At 66.8% G+C, this 18,926-nt stretch carries 24 protein-coding genes and 1 tRNA gene; 7 read left to right on the top strand and 18 right to left on the bottom strand.

The window, feature by feature from the left end; all coding sequences use genetic code 11:
* The first annotated feature begins 1 nt into the window (after position 1).
* Both ALTAJ2_RS12505 and ALTAJ2_RS12500 read left to right on the top strand, forming a co-directional pair.
* The gene (locus tag ALTAJ2_RS12505) at positions 2–1,357 is read left to right on the top strand and encodes an NAD(P)/FAD-dependent oxidoreductase (protein WP_007107813.1); all 1,356 of its coding nucleotides are present in this window, start codon (positions 2–4) and stop codon (positions 1,355–1,357) included.
* Between the two features lie 154 nt (positions 1,358–1,511).
* On the top strand, positions 1,512–1,733 hold the full coding sequence (locus tag ALTAJ2_RS12500) for a hypothetical protein (RefSeq protein WP_049899678.1): 222 nt from the start codon (positions 1,512–1,514) through the stop codon (positions 1,731–1,733).
* 42 nt (positions 1,734–1,775) lie between these two features.
* Here the strand turns inward: ALTAJ2_RS12500 and ALTAJ2_RS12495 are convergent, their stop codons facing one another.
* Together ALTAJ2_RS12495 and artA are read right to left on the bottom strand one after the other, a co-directional pair.
* Positions 1,776–2,492 (bottom strand): metallophosphoesterase, encoded by a 717-nt coding sequence (locus ALTAJ2_RS12495; RefSeq protein ID WP_007107815.1) that lies wholly within the window; start codon positions 2,490–2,492, stop codon positions 1,776–1,778.
* On the bottom strand, positions 2,485–3,555 hold the full coding sequence (artA, locus tag ALTAJ2_RS12490; protein WP_007107816.1) for an archaeosortase A: 1,071 nt from the start codon (positions 3,553–3,555) through the stop codon (positions 2,485–2,487). The genes ALTAJ2_RS12495 and artA overlap by 8 nt, the downstream gene beginning before the upstream one ends.
* 130 nt (positions 3,556–3,685) lie before the next feature.
* On the opposite strand from artA, the gene ALTAJ2_RS12485 reads away from it, so the two are divergent.
* Positions 3,686–4,465 carry a DUF7839 domain-containing protein gene (locus tag ALTAJ2_RS12485; protein WP_007107817.1) on the top strand — a complete coding sequence of 260 codons (780 nt, stop codon included), beginning with the start codon at positions 3,686–3,688 and terminating at the stop codon, positions 4,463–4,465.
* A gap of 117 nt (positions 4,466–4,582) precedes the next feature.
* Here the strand turns inward: ALTAJ2_RS12485 and ALTAJ2_RS12480 are convergent, their stop codons facing one another.
* From ALTAJ2_RS12480 to ALTAJ2_RS12460, 5 genes are read right to left on the bottom strand one after another with little or no spacing between them, the layout of a single operon-like run.
* A complete protein-coding gene (locus ALTAJ2_RS12480; RefSeq protein ID WP_007107818.1) occupies positions 4,583–5,350 on the bottom strand; it encodes a proteasome assembly chaperone family protein in 768 nt (255 codons plus the stop codon).
* 6 nt (positions 5,351–5,356) lie between these two features.
* The gene (locus ALTAJ2_RS12475) at positions 5,357–5,536 is read right to left on the bottom strand and encodes an RNA-protein complex protein Nop10 (protein WP_007107819.1); all 180 of its coding nucleotides are present in this window, start codon (positions 5,534–5,536) and stop codon (positions 5,357–5,359) included.
* A complete protein-coding gene (locus ALTAJ2_RS12470; RefSeq protein ID WP_007107820.1) occupies positions 5,536–6,336 on the bottom strand; it encodes a translation initiation factor IF-2 subunit alpha in 801 nt (266 codons plus the stop codon). The genes ALTAJ2_RS12475 and ALTAJ2_RS12470 overlap by 1 nt, the downstream gene beginning before the upstream one ends.
* On the bottom strand, positions 6,333–6,506 hold the full coding sequence (locus ALTAJ2_RS12465) for a 30S ribosomal protein S27e (protein WP_007107821.1): 174 nt from the start codon (positions 6,504–6,506) through the stop codon (positions 6,333–6,335). Before ALTAJ2_RS12465 ends, ALTAJ2_RS12470 begins: the two co-directional genes overlap by 4 nt.
* A 5-nt stretch (positions 6,507–6,511) precedes the next feature.
* Positions 6,512–6,793, bottom strand: a complete 282-nt coding sequence (locus ALTAJ2_RS12460) for a 50S ribosomal protein L44e (protein ID WP_006186272.1) — start codon at positions 6,791–6,793, stop codon at positions 6,512–6,514.
* A gap of 148 nt (positions 6,794–6,941) precedes the next feature.
* Between ALTAJ2_RS12460 and ALTAJ2_RS12455 the strand changes: the two genes are divergently transcribed.
* From ALTAJ2_RS12455 to ALTAJ2_RS12445, 4 genes are all read left to right on the top strand, one after another.
* Positions 6,942–7,220 carry an HAH_0734 family protein gene (locus ALTAJ2_RS12455; protein WP_007107822.1) on the top strand — a complete coding sequence of 93 codons (279 nt, stop codon included), beginning with the start codon at positions 6,942–6,944 and terminating at the stop codon, positions 7,218–7,220.
* Positions 7,221–7,300: 80 nt separating this feature from the next.
* Positions 7,301–7,423, top strand: a complete 123-nt coding sequence (locus tag ALTAJ2_RS20295; RefSeq protein ID WP_275039496.1) for a hypothetical protein — start codon at positions 7,301–7,303, stop codon at positions 7,421–7,423.
* Positions 7,416–7,862: a GtrA family protein gene (locus ALTAJ2_RS12450; RefSeq protein ID WP_007107823.1), complete on the top strand. Its 447-nt coding sequence runs from the start codon at positions 7,416–7,418 to the stop codon at positions 7,860–7,862. Before ALTAJ2_RS20295 ends, ALTAJ2_RS12450 begins: the two co-directional genes overlap by 8 nt.
* A 66-nt stretch (positions 7,863–7,928) precedes the next feature.
* Positions 7,929–8,003, top strand: a tRNA-Met gene (locus ALTAJ2_RS12445).
* Positions 8,004–8,180: 177 nt separating this feature from the next.
* Here the strand turns inward: ALTAJ2_RS12445 and ALTAJ2_RS12440 are convergent.
* The 11 genes from ALTAJ2_RS12440 to ALTAJ2_RS12390 all read right to left on the bottom strand — a co-directional run bounded on the left by ALTAJ2_RS12440 (position 8,181) and on the right by ALTAJ2_RS12390 (position 18,925).
* Positions 8,181–8,708: a hypothetical protein gene (locus tag ALTAJ2_RS12440; RefSeq protein ID WP_007107824.1), complete on the bottom strand. Its 528-nt coding sequence runs from the start codon at positions 8,706–8,708 to the stop codon at positions 8,181–8,183.
* A 72-nt stretch (positions 8,709–8,780) separates the two neighbouring features.
* Positions 8,781–10,121, bottom strand: coding sequence for an ABC transporter ATP-binding protein (locus ALTAJ2_RS12435; RefSeq protein WP_007107825.1), 1,341 nt, complete (start codon positions 10,119–10,121; stop codon positions 8,781–8,783).
* Positions 10,118–11,221, bottom strand: a complete 1,104-nt coding sequence (locus ALTAJ2_RS12430; protein ID WP_007107826.1) for an ABC transporter ATP-binding protein — start codon at positions 11,219–11,221, stop codon at positions 10,118–10,120. The genes ALTAJ2_RS12435 and ALTAJ2_RS12430 overlap by 4 nt, the downstream gene beginning before the upstream one ends.
* A complete protein-coding gene (locus tag ALTAJ2_RS12425; protein WP_007107827.1) occupies positions 11,221–12,360 on the bottom strand; it encodes an ABC transporter permease in 1,140 nt (379 codons plus the stop codon). The genes ALTAJ2_RS12430 and ALTAJ2_RS12425 overlap by 1 nt, the downstream gene beginning before the upstream one ends.
* Positions 12,361–12,362: 2 nt before the next feature.
* The gene (locus ALTAJ2_RS12420) at positions 12,363–13,310 is read right to left on the bottom strand and encodes an ABC transporter permease (protein ID WP_007107828.1); all 948 of its coding nucleotides are present in this window, start codon (positions 13,308–13,310) and stop codon (positions 12,363–12,365) included.
* A gap of 11 nt (positions 13,311–13,321) precedes the next feature.
* Positions 13,322–14,968 (bottom strand): ABC transporter substrate-binding protein, encoded by a 1,647-nt coding sequence (locus ALTAJ2_RS12415; RefSeq protein WP_239647733.1) that lies wholly within the window; start codon positions 14,966–14,968, stop codon positions 13,322–13,324.
* Positions 14,969–15,074: 106 nt separating this feature from the next.
* The gene (gene hpt, locus ALTAJ2_RS12410) at positions 15,075–15,644 is read right to left on the bottom strand and encodes a hypoxanthine/guanine phosphoribosyltransferase (RefSeq protein ID WP_006186263.1); all 570 of its coding nucleotides are present in this window, start codon (positions 15,642–15,644) and stop codon (positions 15,075–15,077) included.
* 167 nt (positions 15,645–15,811) lie between these two features.
* Entirely contained in the window at positions 15,812–16,450 is a 639-nt protein-coding gene (locus ALTAJ2_RS12405) for a DUF7344 domain-containing protein (RefSeq protein ID WP_007107830.1), read from the bottom strand.
* Between the two features lie 115 nt (positions 16,451–16,565).
* A complete protein-coding gene (gene coaBC, locus ALTAJ2_RS12400; RefSeq protein ID WP_007107831.1) occupies positions 16,566–17,738 on the bottom strand; it encodes a bifunctional phosphopantothenoylcysteine decarboxylase/phosphopantothenate--cysteine ligase CoaBC in 1,173 nt (390 codons plus the stop codon).
* Between the two features lie 97 nt (positions 17,739–17,835).
* Positions 17,836–18,405, bottom strand: coding sequence for a YqaA family protein (locus ALTAJ2_RS12395; RefSeq protein ID WP_049899684.1), 570 nt, complete (start codon positions 18,403–18,405; stop codon positions 17,836–17,838).
* 94 nt (positions 18,406–18,499) lie between these two features.
* The gene (locus tag ALTAJ2_RS12390) at positions 18,500–18,925 is read right to left on the bottom strand and encodes a GtrA family protein (protein WP_007107833.1); all 426 of its coding nucleotides are present in this window, start codon (positions 18,923–18,925) and stop codon (positions 18,500–18,502) included.
* Position 18,926 lies beyond the last annotated feature (1 nt).

Raw genomic sequence — 18,926 nt, 5'->3', positions numbered from 1 at the left:
CATGCGCTCGACTCCGCAGGTCGTCGTCGCCGGTGGCGGACTCGCCGGACTGGTCGCCGCGCGGCACCTCGCCGGCGGCGGCGTGGACGTGGCGCTGGTAGAACGCCGAGGGACGGTCGGGGGACGCGTCCGCACCCTCGAGCGCGACGGGTATCGGTTCGACCGCGGCTTTCAGGTCCTCTTTACCGCCTATCCGGCGGTCCGGACGGAACTCGATCTCGAGGCACTGGACCTCCGGCGGTTCGCCCCCGGTGCCACCGTCGCCGGCCCGACCGGGCGATCGACGCTGGCGGACCCGCTTCGGGAGCCCGGAACCGTCCCGTCGACGCTGTCCAGTCCGTACGTCTCCGCCGGCGACGCGCTCCGGGTCGCCCGGCTCTGGTGGGAACTCCGGCGGACCGAGCCGGACGCCCTGTTCGCCGGCGACGACGAGCGAATCGACGCGTTCCTCCGCGACCGCGGCTTCTCCGAGGCGTTCATCGAGGGGTTCATCGCGCCGTTCTACGGGGGGATCACGCTCGACCGATCGCTCGCGACCTCGAGACGCGTCTTCGAGTACACCTTCCGGACGCTCGCGGCCGGCGAGACGGTGGTCCCGGCGACCGGTATGGAAGCGATCCCCACCCAACTCGCCGCCCGCGTTCGCGAGGCCGGCGGCACGATCAGAACGGGCGTCGAAGTCGAGTCGGTCACAGCGACCGACGCCGACTCGAGCGGTACCGAGCGCGTGGACGGCCGCGTCACGCTCGAGACCGACGGCGGACCGATCGACGCCGACGCGGTCGTCGTCGCGACGGACCCGCCGACCGCTCGCGACCTCACCGGCGTTCCGTCGATCCCGACCGACGGACGGGGGTGTGTGACCCAATACTACGCGCTGCCGGCCGAGATCGACCTCGAGACCGGCCGGCGGCTCCTGTTGAACGCAACCGATCGGGGGCCGAACCACGTCGTCCCACACAGCGCGGTCGCGCCCGAGTACGCCCCCGACGGGACGACGCTGCTCAGTGCGACCTACCTCGACGAGCAGTTCGAGGGCGCCGGGTCCGCGACTGGGAGCGACGCCGACCGCGGCCCGGACGCATCGGACGCCGCCCTCGTCGAGCGGACGCGACGCGCCCTCGAGTCGTGGTATCCCGACCGGCAGTTCGCCGCGCTCGAGGCGCTCCACACCGAGCGCGTCCCGTTCGCGCAGTTCGACCAGCCACCGGGGGTTTACGACCGGCTTCCCGACGTTCGCGCGCCCGCCGGGCCGGTCTATCTCGCCGGCGACTACACGCAGTGGTCGTCGATTCAGGGCGCGATGGAGAGCGGTCGGCAGGCGGCCAAAGCCGTGATCGACGACCTGTCGCGGTGACCGCACTCGCGTCCGAGTCGGTCGCGACCGGGAATCGCAGCGTCCCGGTGTCGCCGTCGCACCGAGACGTGCTTCGGCCGACGACAGTCATCGACGAGCGGGAAAATACTAACTTCGGCTCGCCTCGTCCACTCGGGATACGGACGGAACCGCCATGGCCATGGACGACTTCCTCGAAGGGACGGCGTTGACCGGGCGACAAGCGGCGATCATATTCTTCGCGTTCCTCATCTTGATCATCACCGCCGCGGTCTTGCTGATCACGTTCAGCGATTTCTTCAAGAACTTGGTGGCGACCGCGGATGCGACCGGCGTTCGAGTCGGCACGCTGTCGCTCGTGATCGTACCGTCGGCCAGTGAACGCGAGGGTCGCTGACGTCGAACGCCGTCCAGCTATGGGGAGGAGCCCCCTCGATGTTCACAGCATCCGTCGTAGCTCCCCCAACGGCGGGAACCACAGGACGTCGCCGCTCGAGTCGTCCCTGACCGCGGGGTGAAACGCGTCGGGGGACTGGACCAGCGGCGTCTGAAAGTCCCGGCCGGACAGTCCGTTGACCGTCGTCCCGGCGGCGAGGCGCGTAAACGCCGGCAGGACGAGTACGTCCGCCTCCTCGTCGCACGCCGGCCCGTAGAGGAAACACGGCAGTTTACGGCCCTCGATCGACAGCGCCGGATGGTCGTGGCCGACGACGTAGCGGTCGGCCGTCGCGTCGGGGCGCTCGTGGCCGTGACAGACGACCGTGTCGCCGTCGGCCAGCCGGTACTCCTCGACAGTCGTGCCCGAAAACACGTCCTCGAGCAGTGTGTCGTGATTGCCAGGCGTAACGACCAGCTCGGCACCGGCCGCCTCGACGGTCTCGACGAGTCGCTCGAGATCGCGCTCGACGCCCCGCGGAAGCCGCGAAAACGAGTGTAACAGGTCGCCGGCGATCACGACGGTGGCGGGCTCGGTCTCCGCGAGGAGTCCCCGAAGCCGCTCGACGGCGTCGCGTCCGTCGTCGATCGGTGCCTCGACGCTCGAGGCGGCCGCCTTGCCGAGGTGGATGTCGGCGACGACGAGCGTCTCGGCTGCGGGAACGAACGCGGCGCGGTCGTGGATCGAAATCGGGAGATCGACGGCGATGTCGTCAGTCATCGTCGGGGTCGGACCCGGACGCGGCGTCGGGCGGCGACCGCTGGTCGGACTGAGACGCATCCGCCCCGCCGTCGGCGCGTCCCTCCTCGCCGAGCGCGGCCGCGAGGTCGTACTCGGAACCGGTCAGCACGAAGAGGACATCCTCGAGGGGCTCGAGGACTTCGGGGAGGATGCGAACGACGAGGTAGGTAATGCCCAGCAGAGCCCCGATCGACAGCGTTTGGGCGATGAAGTTGTGGGCGACGAGATAGGACGTGCGACTCACGGGAGCCCCCATCAAGTCGCTCGCGATGTAGACGAACACGTCCTGCTGGAACCAGCCCCACGGCGAGGCCAGCCCGATAAAGACGTTCCGGGAGAGGTTGAGGATCCAGATGACGCCGATCGCGCTCGCGAAGGCCATCGCTTTCCGCTTGAGCGGTGCGTTGACTGCGGCGATGAGGCCGCCGAAGATGGCCATGCTACCGATCCCGGTACAGGCCATGATGATGTAGGTCGTTCGACCGGTGACCGTCTTTTCGGGGTCGAAGTCGAACTTGCTCATGTACCCGTCCGCACCTTCGGTCAGTCCGGGGCTGTGTCCGAGCAACTCCATCCCGAAGTGGGTCTGTGCCGCGGTCGTCTCGATCAACCACGTGCGAACGACGGGGATCGTCTCGGCGGGCAGGTAGATCAGCCCCATGAACGCGACGGCCTTCGAGAGCAAGAGCAGCGACTCCCGGCCCTTGACGAGGAGGTAGCCGGTGTACAGACACAGCGGCAGCGCGGCGAGTGCCAACAGCGTCTCGAGTGGGCTCTGCAGGTGGCCGTAGTAGTACGGCACCAGCATGAGCCAGTAGACGCCGAAGACCGACCAGGCCGCTGCGGCGACGTATCGTGCTGGATCGACGGCACCGGACCACTGCAGCACCATCGCCGCGACGAAGGTCCCGATCGCGATCCAGGCGACCCAGTCGGAGAGTCCGAGTTGGCCGACGACTGCCGGAATGGGTGACATGGTCCCGGTCGCCACGAAATCGACGGCCGGCGCGGTTGCGGCGGTCGTCGCTGAGAGGGCCGACATACTCACGTGAATCCGACGGACTCTCCCGCTATCAACTTGACGCCTCGGAGCGCTCGGTCGAGCGGAGCGTTCGGGCGGCCGACCCGCCGACCGCGTACCTTTTTCCGTCGCTCGAGAAAACGCTAGCTACATGGTCGACGTCCTCGACAACAAGCGGGCCGCGACGCGGTTCCGGATCCTCGTCCAGATCGCCGAGCGCCAGCCCGCAGTCAGCCAGGGGGAGATCGCCGGGGAAGTCGGCGTGACGAGCCAGGCCGTCAGCGAGTACATCCGCGAACTCGTCGACGACGGCCTGGTCGAGAAGGAAGGGCGGTCGCGCTACCGCGTCACTCGCGAGGGTGTCGACTGGCTCTTCCGGGCAGCCGACGACGTCCGCCGGTTCGCCGACCACGTCACCGGCGACGTACTCGGCGCGATGAGCGAAGACGCCTACATCGCGACCGCGGACATCGAAGAAGGCGAGACCGTCTCACTGACGGTCGAAGACGGGCTGCTCCACGCCACGCCGGACAACGATGGTCCCGCGACCGGCATCGCGACGACCGACGCCGAGGCCGGAACCGACGTCGGGGTCACCAGCTTCGAAGGCGTCATGGACCTCGTGCCCGGCTCCGTCACTGTTCTGCAGGTCCCCTCGATCCGCACCGGTGGCAGCCGCGCGATCGACGACGAAACGGTCACCGACGCCTGCGACGGTGCCGATATCGTGGTCGCCGCTGGCGTCGAAGCCATCGTCGCTTGCCGACAGGCGGACGCCGATCCCGACGTCACGTTCGCCGTCGGCGAGGTCGCAGCCGACGCCGCGAACCACGGGCTCGAGGTCACCGCCGTGGCCACGACCGACGCCGTCGGCCGCGTCACCGACGCGCTCCGGGACGCCGACGTTTCCTACGAAGTACTCGAAGGCTGAGCCGACTGACCGTTCTCCGGGAGCGACTCGAGACGCGCGACAGCGAGCGCTCCCGTGGCGCGTCGGTTTTCGGAAAAGGACTCGTGTGCCTCGGTCCGGCGCTGCCGGTCGCTGCCGTCAGCCGATGTATCGCAGGTCGTCGTCCGTCGGCACGTCCATCTGCTGTTGTTGCTCCATCTCCTGGATCTTGCCGATGACCTCCTCCATCTCGTCGGCCCGCTCGTCGAGGGATTCATACTCGAGTTCGAAGCCGAGTACGTCCTCGAGCACTTCTAGCACCGCGCGGGCGCTCTTGGGGTCGACGAGATAGCCGCTGGTCTCGCCCATCAGGCAGGTCGCCTCGAAGCCGCGGCGATCGCCGAGTCCGAGCAGGAGCCCCGAAACGCCGACGATGCCGCCGGCGGGTTCGTCCTCGCGGAACTCGACGCCCGCGTCCTCGAGCGTCTCGAGCAGCGACTCGTCGTTGACGGCCCCGACGACGGCGTACTCCTCGATGAGTTCGCCGGTGGGGACGCCGCCGAGCGCGTACACCTCGGTCGCACCGAACGCCTCGGCGATGTCGAGGAAGGCGTCGGTCAGCGTGTAGTGGCCCGCGTTGCTCTGTGCCTGATGATCGCCGGTTAGCAGGAGGAGATCGCGACCCTCGGGAACCTCGACGGCGTAGATCTCCGCGCAGGTCAGTTCCGAGACGCCATCCTCGACGCTGACCTGCGGCGGGAACTCCCGAGAGTAGAGCCGCCGGACGAGCGTGCTCTCGCCCTCGAGCTCCTCGAGTAAGTGCTCGACCGCGAGGGTACCGACGTGTCCGACACCCGGCAACCCTTCGACGAGGACGGGGTCGTCCAGTTCGACCTCGGCGACTGCGTCGATCTCGAGTTCGTCCATACCGTATCAGCGGCGGCGACGTTTAAGAGCGCGTCGGTACTTTCCGTGTGGATCGTTCGGATCGAACGGCGCCGGCGCGCTGTTTTCCGCGTCCGCACCGCAGTCGGGACAGCTATCGGAAAGGGTATAGATCGGGCTGTCGTGGGCCTCGCGCCACGCCGAGCACACCCGAATGTCGGATTTCATTACTCGTCGTCGGTCCGGCGCTCGCGGTGGTATTCGCCCGCCCCACCGTGGCCTTCGATCGCCGCGACCGCTCGCTGTGCGCTCTCCTCGAGTTGGGATTCGGCGGTCTTGTAGTTGGGCGCTCGAACCGTGATTCGGTACTCGGGTGCGCCGACGTAACTCACTTCGAGATCGACTTCCTCGGGCACCTCGCCGTTGCCTTCGGCCGCTTCGAGGGCCTCGCGAATGCCGTCGACGCCGGTCTCGGTCGGGTTCTCGAGATCGACGTAGCCGGTGACGTTGACGTACGGCACCGAGACGTTCTCGCGGGCCGTTTCGACGATCGATGCGATTTCGTCGTCGTCGAGATCGGTGTCGTCGAGGGCCTCGTCGCCGTGGATCGCGGCCTGCTTGAACCCTTCGTAGAGCCCGCCGTGGATGGCGATCAGTTCGTTGGCGATCGCGGTGTAGTCCTCGTCGGCGATCTCCTCGCCGAAGGCCAGTTCCATCCAGTTGTCGGCCTTCTGCTCGTTTTTCCACTCCTGGATCTTGTCGGAGCGCTGGTGATCGTTGACGTCTTTCAGGGAGAGGTCGATCTGCTGGGACCCCTCGTCGACGTCCAGGACCTTGCAGACGACGATCTGGCCCTCGCGGACGTGATCGCGGACGTTCTTGATCCAGCCGCTCGCGACTTCGGAGATGTGGATCAGGCCGCGCTTGTCCTCGTACTCCTCGAGATCGACGAAGACACCGAAGTCCTCGATTTCGTCGATCTTGCCGACGACGAGTTCGCCGGGATCGGGCCAGCCGCTGTACTTCATCGTGACTCGACTGTCTCGACGATCTCGTGTTCGATCTCGGCTTTACCGCCGGTCGGCCGCACGAGCGTCGTGCCACAGACGGCACAGGCGACCTCCGAGGAGGCCTTGCCGAAGACGGTCTGTTCGTTCTCGCAGTCGTCGCATCGAACGCTGTAGAAATTTCCTGCCATTGGAATCACTCCTGGAACTCGAGTCGGCCGGTACGCCATCCCTCCCGGAGGTGGGCCTTGCCGCATTCGCCACAGCGGTACTTGAGGTCGGTCTTCTTGGTGGGCTTCTCGCCGACCGGCACCTTCGAGAAGCGACCGGAGTTACCGATGCTCGAGGTGCTCCGCCGGGTTCGGCGAGCGTCCCATTTCAGACCCGAGGAGCGGCCGGTTCGGGCCTTTTCGACTTCGTGTTCGTGGTGTTCGTTGCAGTGCGGACAGTACGTATTGAATCGGCGTGGCATCTGCATAGTTATCTCACTTGCCGTGGCCTAAGATAGCGCTGTTTAAAACCCGTTTGGTTCGTCGTCGCTCGTTACTGCCGGCTGTCGTTTCGACCGGGGGACGGCTACTCCCGGGTCCGAAGCGTTTAATCCGCTCTCCTGTGAACGACCGTCCATGAAGCAGCTCATCATTCACGGCGATCCCGGAATCCGCAACGGGGCCATCGTTCGGTACGAGGGGGACGAGGGTGACTCCGAGGTGGTCTGTTTCGGGATCAATCGAAACGGGGAGTATCACGGTCCCGATCGGGTCCAGCTCTGGTGTACCGTCGGCAGCGAAGACGAGTACGAGGACTACGAGAAGCGAAACTTCACGCCCCACTTCCTCGATGTCGACCGCGTCGACGCCGACGACGTCGAAGTCGTCCGAGCGAAGAGCGATCTCGCAGTCTGAGCGTGGTCGCGGCCCGGTCGTCGGCCCGTGCCTCGAGTCGTCTCAGAACGTTTTTCTTCCCACGGCTGGCATGCGGATGAATGGGTCCCGCGAGTGGCCGCCCGTCTCCCGACCCGTCCGGAGCGACGCGTCGCTTGACGACTCCGACCGCGACCCGGGAGACGACGATCGAGCCGCTCGAGATCGAACACGACGATGAGTGATTCCCTATCAGAGGCCATCCGGACGCGGGTTCGTGCGCTGCTTTCGACGACGCGGTTTACCCAGTTCGTCGGGGTGGGGACCGTCGGTGCGACCGTCGACACGGTGGTCCTCGTGGCGCTCGTCGAGGCGACGGTTCTCGGACCGGTCGTGGCGAAGATCCTCTCCTGGGAGCTCGGGATCATGATTATCTTCGCGATCAACGAACGGTGGACGTTCGCGGAGTACGGGCAGGTCGGGTTGGGACCGCTGGGAAAGCGGTTCCTCCGTTCGAACGCCGTCCGGTTCGGCGGGTTTCTAGTGACGCTGGCCGTCCTGCGCGTTCTGGTCCGGCAGTTCGGCGTCTGGTACGTGGCCGCGAACGTGATCGGGATCGGCGTCGGCTTCTTCGTCAACTACACCTGTGAGAGCCTCTACACCTGGCAGGTCCACCAGGAGTAGCGGTAAAAACCCGCATACGGCACCCGAATCACAACCCTTAACTAGTGCACTCGGGTATGATGTGGTAGCGGGATGGGATAGCCAGGAGATTCCGGCGGGCTCATAACCCGCAGACCGGTAGTTCAAATCTACCTCCCGCTATGTTTTGGCGCAACCGAATCCGGGAGCGCCATCCATAGCACCGTTATCGTTTGAACCAGCGAGCAGCTCCGCTGCGACCGTGGTTCGAACTCTCTCGTCTTTTGCAGGGATTTACCGACGAGCACGGCACGGAGTTCGGTCTCCGGGCACCGTTGTGCGAGCGAGGGTGTCGGAGCGTCAATCCGTGATCTCGATGGTCGTGCTGTCGACGAGTCCGCGATCGGCCGCGTCGGCCCGCGCGATCCGGACCGCGATCGTGTAGGTGCCGGGGTCGACGGGCTCCCACTCGTCGTCGGCGACCTGGATGCGCTGGGGCCACTGCCGTCGGAACGTCTTGCGTTCGCCGCGGGTAAAGGCGAACGCGGCGGGCCGATCCGGAACCGCCGGTGGCAGTTTCGACGCCGCTCGTAGCCCGTCGACGGTCCAGAGCCAGCGGTTCGGCGACTCCGTGCGGAGCCGGATCGGGAACGGGAGCCGGTTGCGAAACGTGATCGTGATGTCGACCGGGTCGCCGGACTCGTACCGCCGCGCGTCAGTCGATACGCTGACCGCGAGCGCTCGGTGGCGCAGCGCCGTCGGCATGAACGCGTGGCTGAACGCCGCCCAGTCGATCGTCCGCGGTCCGTCCCGGGCCTCGTCTTCGTCGGGGGCGAACGGATCGTCGTTCGTCCGCTCGAGCGCGCGCGAGTCGTAAATCCGTCTCATCGTGGGGCCTCCCGTCGGTCGGCCCTTCGGGCGGACCGCTCTCTGCATCCGGTTCGTGCGTCGGTGGGCCGGCTAGTCATCGGCGGCTCCTTGCCGGGCGTCGTCCGAGTTCGTGTCGCTTCCGTCCGACTCGGCGTCGCCCGCGATTCGGTCGTCGAACCGATGACAGGCGATCGGGTGGTCGGCCGTCCCTGATTCCAACACCGGCGCAGTCGTCTCGCAGGGTGTCTCGAACGCCGACGCGAGACGGCGTCGGGCTTCGTCGAGGTCGCCGGCCGCGGCGGTCTCGAGCGCGGCCGTCAGAACGGCGTCCGCGTCCGGATCGGAGAGCCGATCGGGAATCCCGTAGGCGTCCCGGAGCGCCGCCGTGATGTCCGCGTGAGCACCGGGGCGGGAGAGCAGCGCCTCGAGTCCGGCGTCGGCGTCCGCTTGTGCGAGGCGGGTCCGTAGCGCCATCACGGCGCGGAACGCGTCGTCCTCGAACTCGTAGGCCGCGGGCGGGACGACCTTCGGGCAGCGGGGATGGAACCGGCAGCCGGCGGGCGGCTCCGTCGGCGACGGCACCGCTCCCTCGAGAACGGTCCGATCGCTCTCCCAGCAGGGATCGGGTTCGGGAATCGCCGACAACAGTGCCGCCGTGTACGGGTGGGACGGATCGTCGAAGACGGCTGCCGTCGGTCCGGTTTCGACGATCTCGCCGAGGTACATGACGGCCACGCGGTCGGCGACGTGCTCGACGACCGAGAGATCGTGGGCGATGAACAGATACGAGAGGCCGAACTCGTCCTGAAGGTCGGACAGCAGGTTGAGGATGCGGGCCTGGACCGAGACGTCGAGCGCGGAGACCGGCTCGTCGCAGACGACGAGTTCGGGCTCGACGGCGAGCGCACGGGCGATCCCGATCCGCTGGCGCTGCCCGCCCGAGAACTCGTCCGGATACCGGTTCGCGTGGCCGGCCCGCAACCCGACCGTCTCGAGCAGTTCCCGAACGCGCTCGTCGCGGCGGTCGGGGGGAACGATATCGTGGGCCGCGAGGGCTTCACCGATGCTCTCGCCGATCGTCAGTCGCGGATCGAGGCTGGCCGTGGGGTTCTGAAAGACGTACTGGAGCTCCGTCCGGAGCTCCCGCAGGGCCGATCGCGAGCGGTCGGTCAGTTCGGTGCCGCGGTACGTGACCGAGCCGCCGGTCGGCTCCCGCAGCCCGAGGAGCGTTCGGCCGAGGGTCGTCTTCCCACAGCCGCTCTCGCCGACCAGTCCGAGCGTCTCGCCCGCGCGGAGTTCGAGGTCGACGCCGTCGACCGCACGGACCGTCTCGCCGCGGCCGAGCACTCGATCGAGGAGTCCGTCCGCGGTGGAGTAGTACGTCTCGAGCCCCTCGGCCCGGAGGAGCGGTGCGTCCTCGGCCGTCGTCACCGCGTCTCACCCCGTCGACTCTCCGGATTCCGTTCGCCACACGGATCGGCCGCTCCTTCCTCGCTCTCGTCTCGGATCCGAACCTCGTAGTCCAGGCCGTCCTCGAGATCGCCGGTGTACTCGAGGCAGGCGGCGAGGTGTGCGTCGAGGCCGGCGTCGACGGCCGAGGTTCCCGACGCGGCCTCGACGAGCGACGGGTTCCGGCGGGCACACGCGTCCTCGGCGAAGGGACAGCGCGGATGGAACCGACAGCCCGTCGGCGGGTCGACCAGGCTCGGCATCGTCCCGGGGATCGTCGCGAGGCGGTTCCGATCGTCGCCCAGTCGGGGAATCGACGCCAATAGCCCGGCGGTGTAGGGATGTTTCGGGTCGTAGAACAGGTCCCCGACCGACGCGCGTTCGACGATCTCGCCGGCGTACTGGACCAGCACCCGATCACAGAGCTCCGCGACGACGCCGAGATCGTGTGTCACGAGCTGAATCGCCGTCTCCGACTCCCGGGCGAGGTCAGCGAGCAGTTCGAGGATACCGGCCTGTACGGTGACGTCAAGTCCCGTCGTCGGTTCGTCACAGATCAGGAGGGCGGGGTCACAGGACAGCGCCATCGCGATGACGGCCCGCTGTTGCATGCCGCCGGAGAACTCGTGGGGGTAGTCGGAGTATCTCGCGGTCGCGTCCGCGATCCCGACCCGCTCGAGGAGGTCGATCGCCCGCTCGCGGGCCTCGCGATCGGTGACGGCCTCGTGGGCGCGAATCGCTTCGGCGATCTGTTCGCCGACGGTGTAGACCGGATTGAGCGCGGCGTCGGCGTCCTGAAACACCATGGCGATGTCGTTGCCGCGGATCTCCCGGAGGTCGGCGGCCGAGCACTCGCGGAGGTCGCGGCCGTCGAACCGGATCTCCCCGCGGACGATCTCGCCGGGATCGCGGAGCAGGCGGAGGAGCGCCAGACTGGCGACGCTCTTGCCGGCCCCGCTCTCGCCGACCAGTCCAACCGTCTCGCCCGCGCGGATCTCGTAGCTGATGCCGTCGACGGCCCGGACCACGCCGTCGTCGGTGTAGAACTGGACGACGAGATCGTCGACCTCGAGCAACGCCATCAGCGCATCCGCCTCCGGTCGTCGCTCGCGTCCCGGTGGGGGTCGAGCGCGTCGTTGACGCCGTCGCCGACGAGGTTGATCGCCAGCACGAACAGGAAGATCGCGATCCCGGGGAAGACGGTGACGTGCCAGTGGCCCTGGAGCAGCGAGTCCCGTCCTCGAGAGAGCATCGCGCCCCACTCGGCGGTGTCGGCCTCCAGACCGAGCCCGAGGAAGCCGAGTGCCGCGGCCGTGAGAACGACCGTCCCGACGTTGAGCGTCGCCTGTACGACGACGGGCGTGATCGCGTTCGGGACGACGTGGCGACGGATGATCGTTCGGTCGGGGATGCCGAGCGCTCTGGCCGCCGTCACGTACTCCCGTTCGCGGACGGAGAGGACTTCGCCGCGTAACAGCCTGGCGTAGCCGATCCAGCCGGTGACGACCAGCGCCACCACCAGTTTCCAGAAGCCCCGACCGAGGATCGCGACGGTCCCGATCGCGAGAATCAGGAACGGAAAGGCGTACAGGACGTCGACGAGTCGCATGATGATTTCGTCGACCCAGCCACCGAAATAGCCGGCGATCGCGCCGAGGGGAACCCCGACGCCCAACGCCAGCGAGACGGCGACGAGGCCGACGGTCAGGGTGTAGCGGCCGCCGACGAGCACTCGAGAGAACTGATCGCGGCCCGCCCAGTCGGTGCCGAAGGGGTGGTCCCACGACGGTGGCGCGTTCGCCGGGCCGACGAACGGCTGTGCGGGATCGTACGGAGCCAGCGACACGGGCTGGAGCGTAATCGTGTACTCCGCCGTCGAGACCTCGATCGGACGGGCGAAGACCGCGAGCACCGCCATGACGGCGATGATCGTCAGCCCGGCCATCGCCGTCCGATTCCGGCGGAACCGCTGCCACGCCCCGGCGGACCGGGAGCGTCCGGGTCCCTCGAGTGCGGTCCCGGACGGGCTACGTGCCGCCGCTGTCGGCCCGGTCCGCGACTCCGGGTCGGCGGTCGGACGAGCAGTGCGTCCGGCGGTCGCAGCCGGCGACTCGTCGCCGTCACCGTTCGAGTTCGCGTCGCCGGGCCGATCCGAGTCCGCGTCCTCGAAGCCGACGATGCGAATCCGGCCGCGGTCGGTGGTGGGTCGTCGGTCGCTCATGGTCAGTATCGGATGCGTGGATCGAGTACCGCGTAGACGATATCGACGAGCAGGTTCGCGAGGACGATCGAGACGCCAACGAGCAGGACGCCGGCCTGAATGACCGGATAGTCCCGCTGCAGGATCGACCGGACGAGGAGTCGTCCCATGCCCGGCCAGGAGAAGATCCGTTCGACCACGACGGCACCGTCGATCAGAAACGCGAGTTGGAGCCCGGTAATCGTCACGACCGGGAGGAGCGCGTTTCGCAGGACGTGTTTCAGGATCACCGTTCGTTCTCGCAACCCCTTCGCGCGCGCCGTCCGAACGTAGGCCGCGTCGAGTTCCGCTATCATCGACGACCGAAGCAGCCGCGTGACGACGGCGGCCGAGGCCGTCCCGAGCGTGATCGTCGGCAGGAGCATGAACTTCGCCATCGCGGGGCTCGCCAGCGGCGCGTCCGGCGGGATCACGCGAACCCAGCCGAGTCGAACGCCGAAGACCAACAGGAGGACGAGGCCGAGCCAGAAGTTCGGCGTCGCGATCCCGGCGAGCGCGGCGAGCCGACTGAGTTCGTCCGCCGGCCCGCCGCGCCGGACTGCGGCGACGATGCCGGTGGGAACGCCGATCGCGAGCGCGAGCAGCCACGCTGCCCCGCCGAGGGCGAGCGTCGCGGGCAGCCGACGACCCACCGTCGCCGCGACGTTCCGACCGGTGACCGGCGACTCGCCGAACTCGAGGACAAGCACGTTCCGCAGCCACAGCAGATACTGTTCCCATAGCGGCCGGTCGAGGTGGTACTCGGCCCGAATCGAGGCCTCAGTGGCAGGGCTGACGCTCCGGAACCCGACGAGCGCATCGATCGGGTCACCCGGGAGCGCGTGGATGAACGAGAACGTCAGCGCGGTGACGCCAAGCAGGACTGGAACCGCGACCGAGATCCGCGTGAGGACGTAGCGTCCGAGCGACATTGCTGGGGAGGTCAGGGCGACCGCACGTATTCGTCGGCGATCCGTTCCTGCAATTCCTCGTCCGCGTACGCCTCGAGCAGCGGCGAGATCGGGGTGTACGCCGGTTGGCCGACCCCGTTATACACCCCCTCGACGATCCGCTCGCGCGGCAGCAACATGTTACAGCCCCGGCGGACGGCAGCGCTGGAAAACGGCTCGCGATAGAGCGGGTAGATCAGCATATCGAACCCGCCGCCGACGTGGCGGTCGACGCCGTACGCGTCGTCGGCGGCCAGGTCCGCGAGACTCGCCGACGGGACGCCGTAGCTGACGTCGATATTCCCGGCCTCGAGTGCGCCCTGGCGCGACGCCGGTTCGGTGATGACCTCGAGTCGCACGGTTTCGACCGGTGCCGTCGCCGGAACCGTCTCCGAGCCCTCGAACCAGTACTCGTCGAACCGTTCCAGCCGACAGTCGTCGCCCGCCCGGTAGTCGACGAACCGATAGGGGCCGGTTCCGATCGGGGTTGACTCGAGGTCGAGGTCGCCGTCGATCGCCGCCATCGGGACGATCGGAACGTCGAACAGTCGCCGCTCGAACGGGCCGTACTCCCGTCGACAGTCGATGTCGATCGTGTAGTCGTCGACGATCTCGCTGTCACCGTACCAATCGAAGACGTCGGCCTCGCGCGGTTCGCCCTCGTAGCGTTCGAACGAACCCTTGACGTGGGCGGCGGTGAGTTCCTCGCCGTTGTGAAACTGGACGCCCTCCCGGAGGGAAAACCGATACCGCGTGGTGTCGAGTCGCTTCCATTCGTCGGCCAAAACAGGCTGGACCGTCCCGTCGAAGTCGATACCGGTAAGCCCCTCGTACACGAGTTGCGTCGCCTGGCTCGAGGCGGTGTCGTTCATCGACACGGGGTCGGTCGTCGAGATATCGCTTCCGAGGTCGCCGACGAGTTCCGCGCTCCCCTCGAGTTTGGTGAAGGTGTCGGCCCAGGGGGCGTACACCGCGTTGTACGTGCCCGTCTCGAGCGGATACGCCTGCCAGCCGCTGACGGCGTCGGCATCCCAGACGTGTGTCACCTCCCCGAATCGAACGAACGAGACCGGAGCGTCGGCGACCAGCCGCTCCTGTAACTGCCGGTAGATCTCGACCCGTTCGTCGAAGACCGTTTCCTCGAGTCCGGTCTCGATGTACTCGTCGACGGTTTCGTCGGCGTACTGATTGACGTTGAGTCCGTTGGGCGGGTGGCTGTCCGAGTGAAACAGCATGTTGACGTAGTCGTCGGGGTCCCAGCCACCGGTCCAACTGACGACGAACAGGGCGTTTTTGTTCTCGTCGGCCGCCGTGGTCAACAGATCGAGATGCGTCGTCCACTTGTATTCCGCGATCGAAATATCGAAGAAGCCGGTGTCCTCGAGTTCGGATTTGAGGAGCGTCGCAACGCGGCTTCGCTCGGTCCCCTCGGTGACGACGATCGTCGTTTCGAACGGCGGGTCTGTATCGGTCGCCGCGAACCCCTGTTGAATCAACTCCTCGGCCGGGCCGTCGGCTTCGACGCTGTTACTGCGGATACAGCCGGCGAATCCGGAGAGCCCCACCAGACCCACGCTCGTCAAGAGCGAACGCCGCCGGATCGGTCGCCGCTCGCGCGACCCGACGCTATTTCCTGGCATCGATATACAATTCAAATCGTGGCGACATATTCCTTGTGATAAGTATACACGAACCAGTACGGAGAGCGGAACTACCGGTCGGAAACCGACGAGTTACTGGTGCTGCTTACTGATCGCCCTCTTCGTCGATGATGACGACTTCGCCGTCGACGACGTCGACGTTGATCAGCGTCTTGACGTTGTAGTCGGTGTCGGCGACTTCGTTCTCCCCGCCGACCTTTTTGATGACCGCGACGGTGTCGACGACCTCCGCACCGATCTCGTCGAGTGCGGTGAGCACCGAGGCGAGCGTGCCGCCCGTCGAGAGAACGTCGTCGAGGACGAGCACGCGCTCGCCCTCGCGAACGTCGTTGATGTACATCTCGTTCTCCGAGTAGCCCGTCTTCTGGGAGATCGCGACCTCGTCGTCGAGCCCGTACTGGCGCTTGCGGATGACCGTCAGCGGAATATCGGTCATCAGCGAGACGGCGGTCGAGATGTGAATCCCCATCGCCGCGGGGGTGACGATCCGGTCGACCTCGTCGAGTTCCGCCTTCCGGATGATCCGAATGACGATCTCTCGCAGGAGGGTGGGGTCGAGTTTCGGAACGCCGTCGCTGATCGGATGGACGAAGTAGTGATACCCGTTCTTCTCGATGATCGGCGCCTCCAGGAGCGACTGCTTCAACTGATCCATGTCGTCGGTGGGACGGTAGCGGAGTAAAAGTTGACGATACGAGCGAGCGGCCCGACAGATGCGAACGGCTCACATTCAGCGCGCCGGTCCGGCCGACCGTTCGGTCGGTCGGGACACCCATATCGTCGCCTCGAGCGCGTCAGCCGGCCGTTCCCGTACTCCGATCGCTACTCGTCGGTACTGTAGCTGAGTTCCGGCGGCTGGTCACCGTGACCGAGGCGCATGTTCCGCTCGTGGTAAATGTGTGCGACCGCGGTCAGCGTGAACGTGCCCGCGATCAGGGCCGTCCACGCCAGGTTCGACAGTCGGACCAGCGGATAGATCTCGAGCCAGAGCGCGGCGACGAGCGCGCAACTGATCGCACCCAGGGAGAGGTACAGTTCCCGCCACGCGAACTCCCGACCGGGAACGATCTCGAGGTAGACGCTGATGTCGCGCGTGCGCTGGGTCGTCTCGATGACGCCCTGGTCGGAGTCGAACCGGAGGATACCGGACTCGTCCATCTTCGGGAGGTGCGTCTGCTGAAGCGTGGTGTAGACCCGCTTTCGCTGTTCGGGCGTCACCCCCTCTAACGTCGTCTCGTACTCCCAGGCGGCCACCTGCTGGGCCAGGTCGCCGAGTTCGACCGGTCGATCGTCCTGCTTGAGATACTGCAAGACGTAGCGCCGCCGCTGGTTCCGCAGGACTTCGAATATTTCACCTTTCGAGAGCGGGTCGTCGGTCTCGGCGTCCTCGGCAGCGTCGTCGGCCCCCCCACTACCGGTATCGGTCTCGTCAGTTCGCTGTCGCTGTGCCACCTCGATCACCTCGAAGCGCCGGCCGACGCCGGTGATCCCTTCCCTTCCAACTCCGATCGTCTATCCATTATGCCGGTCGGATGAACCCCACCCATATAATTGTCCTGACGGACTCGCGTTACAATTAATGATCTGTCACGTTCGGAGACAGTACCGCCGCGATCGAGTCGGCGATTTCGCCACCCAGTCCGGCTTTCGTCCCTTCGTATCGAGCCGCGTCGTTCGCGTGGACCAGCAGGGCTTTGGTTTGATCCGCACCCATCACGCTCGCGTCGTTCGCGACGACGAACGCGAGGTCGACCCGCTCGAGCGTGTTCCTGGCCTGCTCGATCATCGCGTCCTCGTCGCCGGTGGTCTCGGTTTTGAAGCCGACGATCGGGAGGTCGGGACAGGTCGAGCGGATCTCGTCGATCAGCTTCGGCGTCGGCTCGAGGTCGAGCGTGAGTTCCCGGCCCGAACGGATCTTCTCCGCGCTCGTGTCGACGGTGTAGTCGCCGATCGCCGCGGCGGAGACGAGCGCGTCGGCGTCGTCGCAGGCCTCGCGCGTGGCTGCGAGCATCTCCCGGGCGCTCTCAACCGCGCGGACATCGGCATAGGGCACCTCGGGACCGTCGTGGACGAGCGTCACGTCCGCCCCGCGGACGTAGCAGGCCGTCGCGACGGCCCGTCCCATCTTCCCCGACGAGCGGTTCGTGATGACCCGAACGGGGTCGATCGCCTCGCTGGTCGCCCCGCTCGTGACCACGACGTGTGCACCCTCGAGTGGCCGATCGCCCGCCGCGCGGGCCGTATCGCGGACGATCGCGTCCTCGCTGGCGATCTTGGCCTTCCCCTCCTCGATGCGGGGATCGACGAAGTCGACGCCCCACTCCGAGACGGTGTCGATGGCCTCGAGCACGCCGGGGTGGTCGTACATCGGTTCGTGCATGGCGGGCGCGATCACGATCGGCGTGTCGGCACCCAGCGCGGTCGTCGCGCACGTGGTAACGGGCGTGTCGTCGACGGCACCGGCGATCTTGCCGACGGTGTTGGCCGTCGCGGGCGCGATCAGGAGCACGTCCGCCCAGCCGTCGTATCCGCAGAGGTCGACGTGTTCGACGCTGCCCGTGATCTCCGTGACGACCTCGTTCTCGGTTGCGAACTCGACGGCCCAGGGGTGGACGATCCCCCGTGCGCTGTCGGTCATCACCCCGCGGACCGCGGCACCCTGCCGTCGCAGTTCGTGGGCCAGTTCGACCGTTTTGACGGCGGCGATCGAGCCGGTCACCCCGAGCGCGACGTTGACTCCCTCGAGCATTCACCGCTGACTTGACGCGTGGTCGGTTTATCAGTACCGGCGTCGGCAGCCGGCAACCGTCGGTCAGTCGCGTCGCGGACGCTCCGCGAGTGACCTCTCAGAACACCGTCACGAGGCCGCCGAAGAGACCGAGCGTCACGAGGAACCGGCCGAGGCTCCCGAGGAACGTCGCCAGCGCGAATTTCGGGTAATCCGTCTCGAGGACGGCGAAGGCGTAGATCGAGATCGTATCGGGGAAGAACGGAACCGAGAGGGCGAGCGCGAGTCCGCCGTAGCCGTACCGTTGTGCCAGTTGGACGGTGCGGTTCTCCGACCACGCCAGCACGTCCCACCGGGACCGGCGTAGCCACCGCGTTATCGGTCCCGAGTGTTTGACCTCCTGTCCGAGGTGGAACGCGAACACGCTGCCGGCCATCTTTCCGGTCGCGCTGACGAGCATGATACTCGAGAGCCGCAGCCACGGGGGCATGCCGATCTCGAGCGGCGCGACGAGGACGACCTCGCTGGGGCCCGGCAGGACGAACGCGATCAGAAACGAGTAGACGAAGACGATCCCCATCCCGCCCCAACCGGTCGCGGACTCGACGATCGCCTCGCCGCTGCCGACGAGGAACCCGTCCAGCATTTCGAGCACGAGCACCGATGGGATCGAAAGTATGCCGCTCATGAGTGATCAGGAGAGTGAGCGTTCAACGCGCCGTCGGACGATCGATCGGCCGTTCGTTGCGACGGGACGTGGCTGAGAGGGACTGTGCCGAGCATCACGACCCCCACGTCCATCGCGCGTCGAGGACGTACCGATACACGCCGCTGAGCGCGATGGCCATCCCGTTTGCGAGCAGGTACGGCACGTGGACCCACTCGACGAAGCCGAAGAGGACGCCGAGCTGGATCGGAATCGCCGTCCCGCGGACGACGTTGGTCTTGAGCAAGCCGGCGAGATACTCGGTGGTCCCGGTGTTCTGTGACGCCTCGAAGGTCCACGCGTTGTTGAGCACGTACGAAAGGACGATCGTGATCTCGATTGCGATCACCGCTCCGAGCAGATAATGGAGTCCGGCGCTGTCGACGAACGCCCAGAGCAACCCCATCTGTACCCCCGCAGCCACGATGCCGACGATCACGAACCGCCGCAGCTGGCGCGCGAACGGGCCGTCGACGAGACTGCGAAGGAACGATCGGATCATG

The sequence above is a fragment of the Natrinema altunense genome (assembly GCF_000731985.1).
Lineage (GTDB): Archaea > Halobacteriota > Halobacteria > Halobacteriales > Natrialbaceae > Natrinema > Natrinema altunense.
The sequence above is the reverse complement of the archived record's forward strand: the minus strand, read 5'-3'. Positions and strand labels throughout refer to the sequence as shown.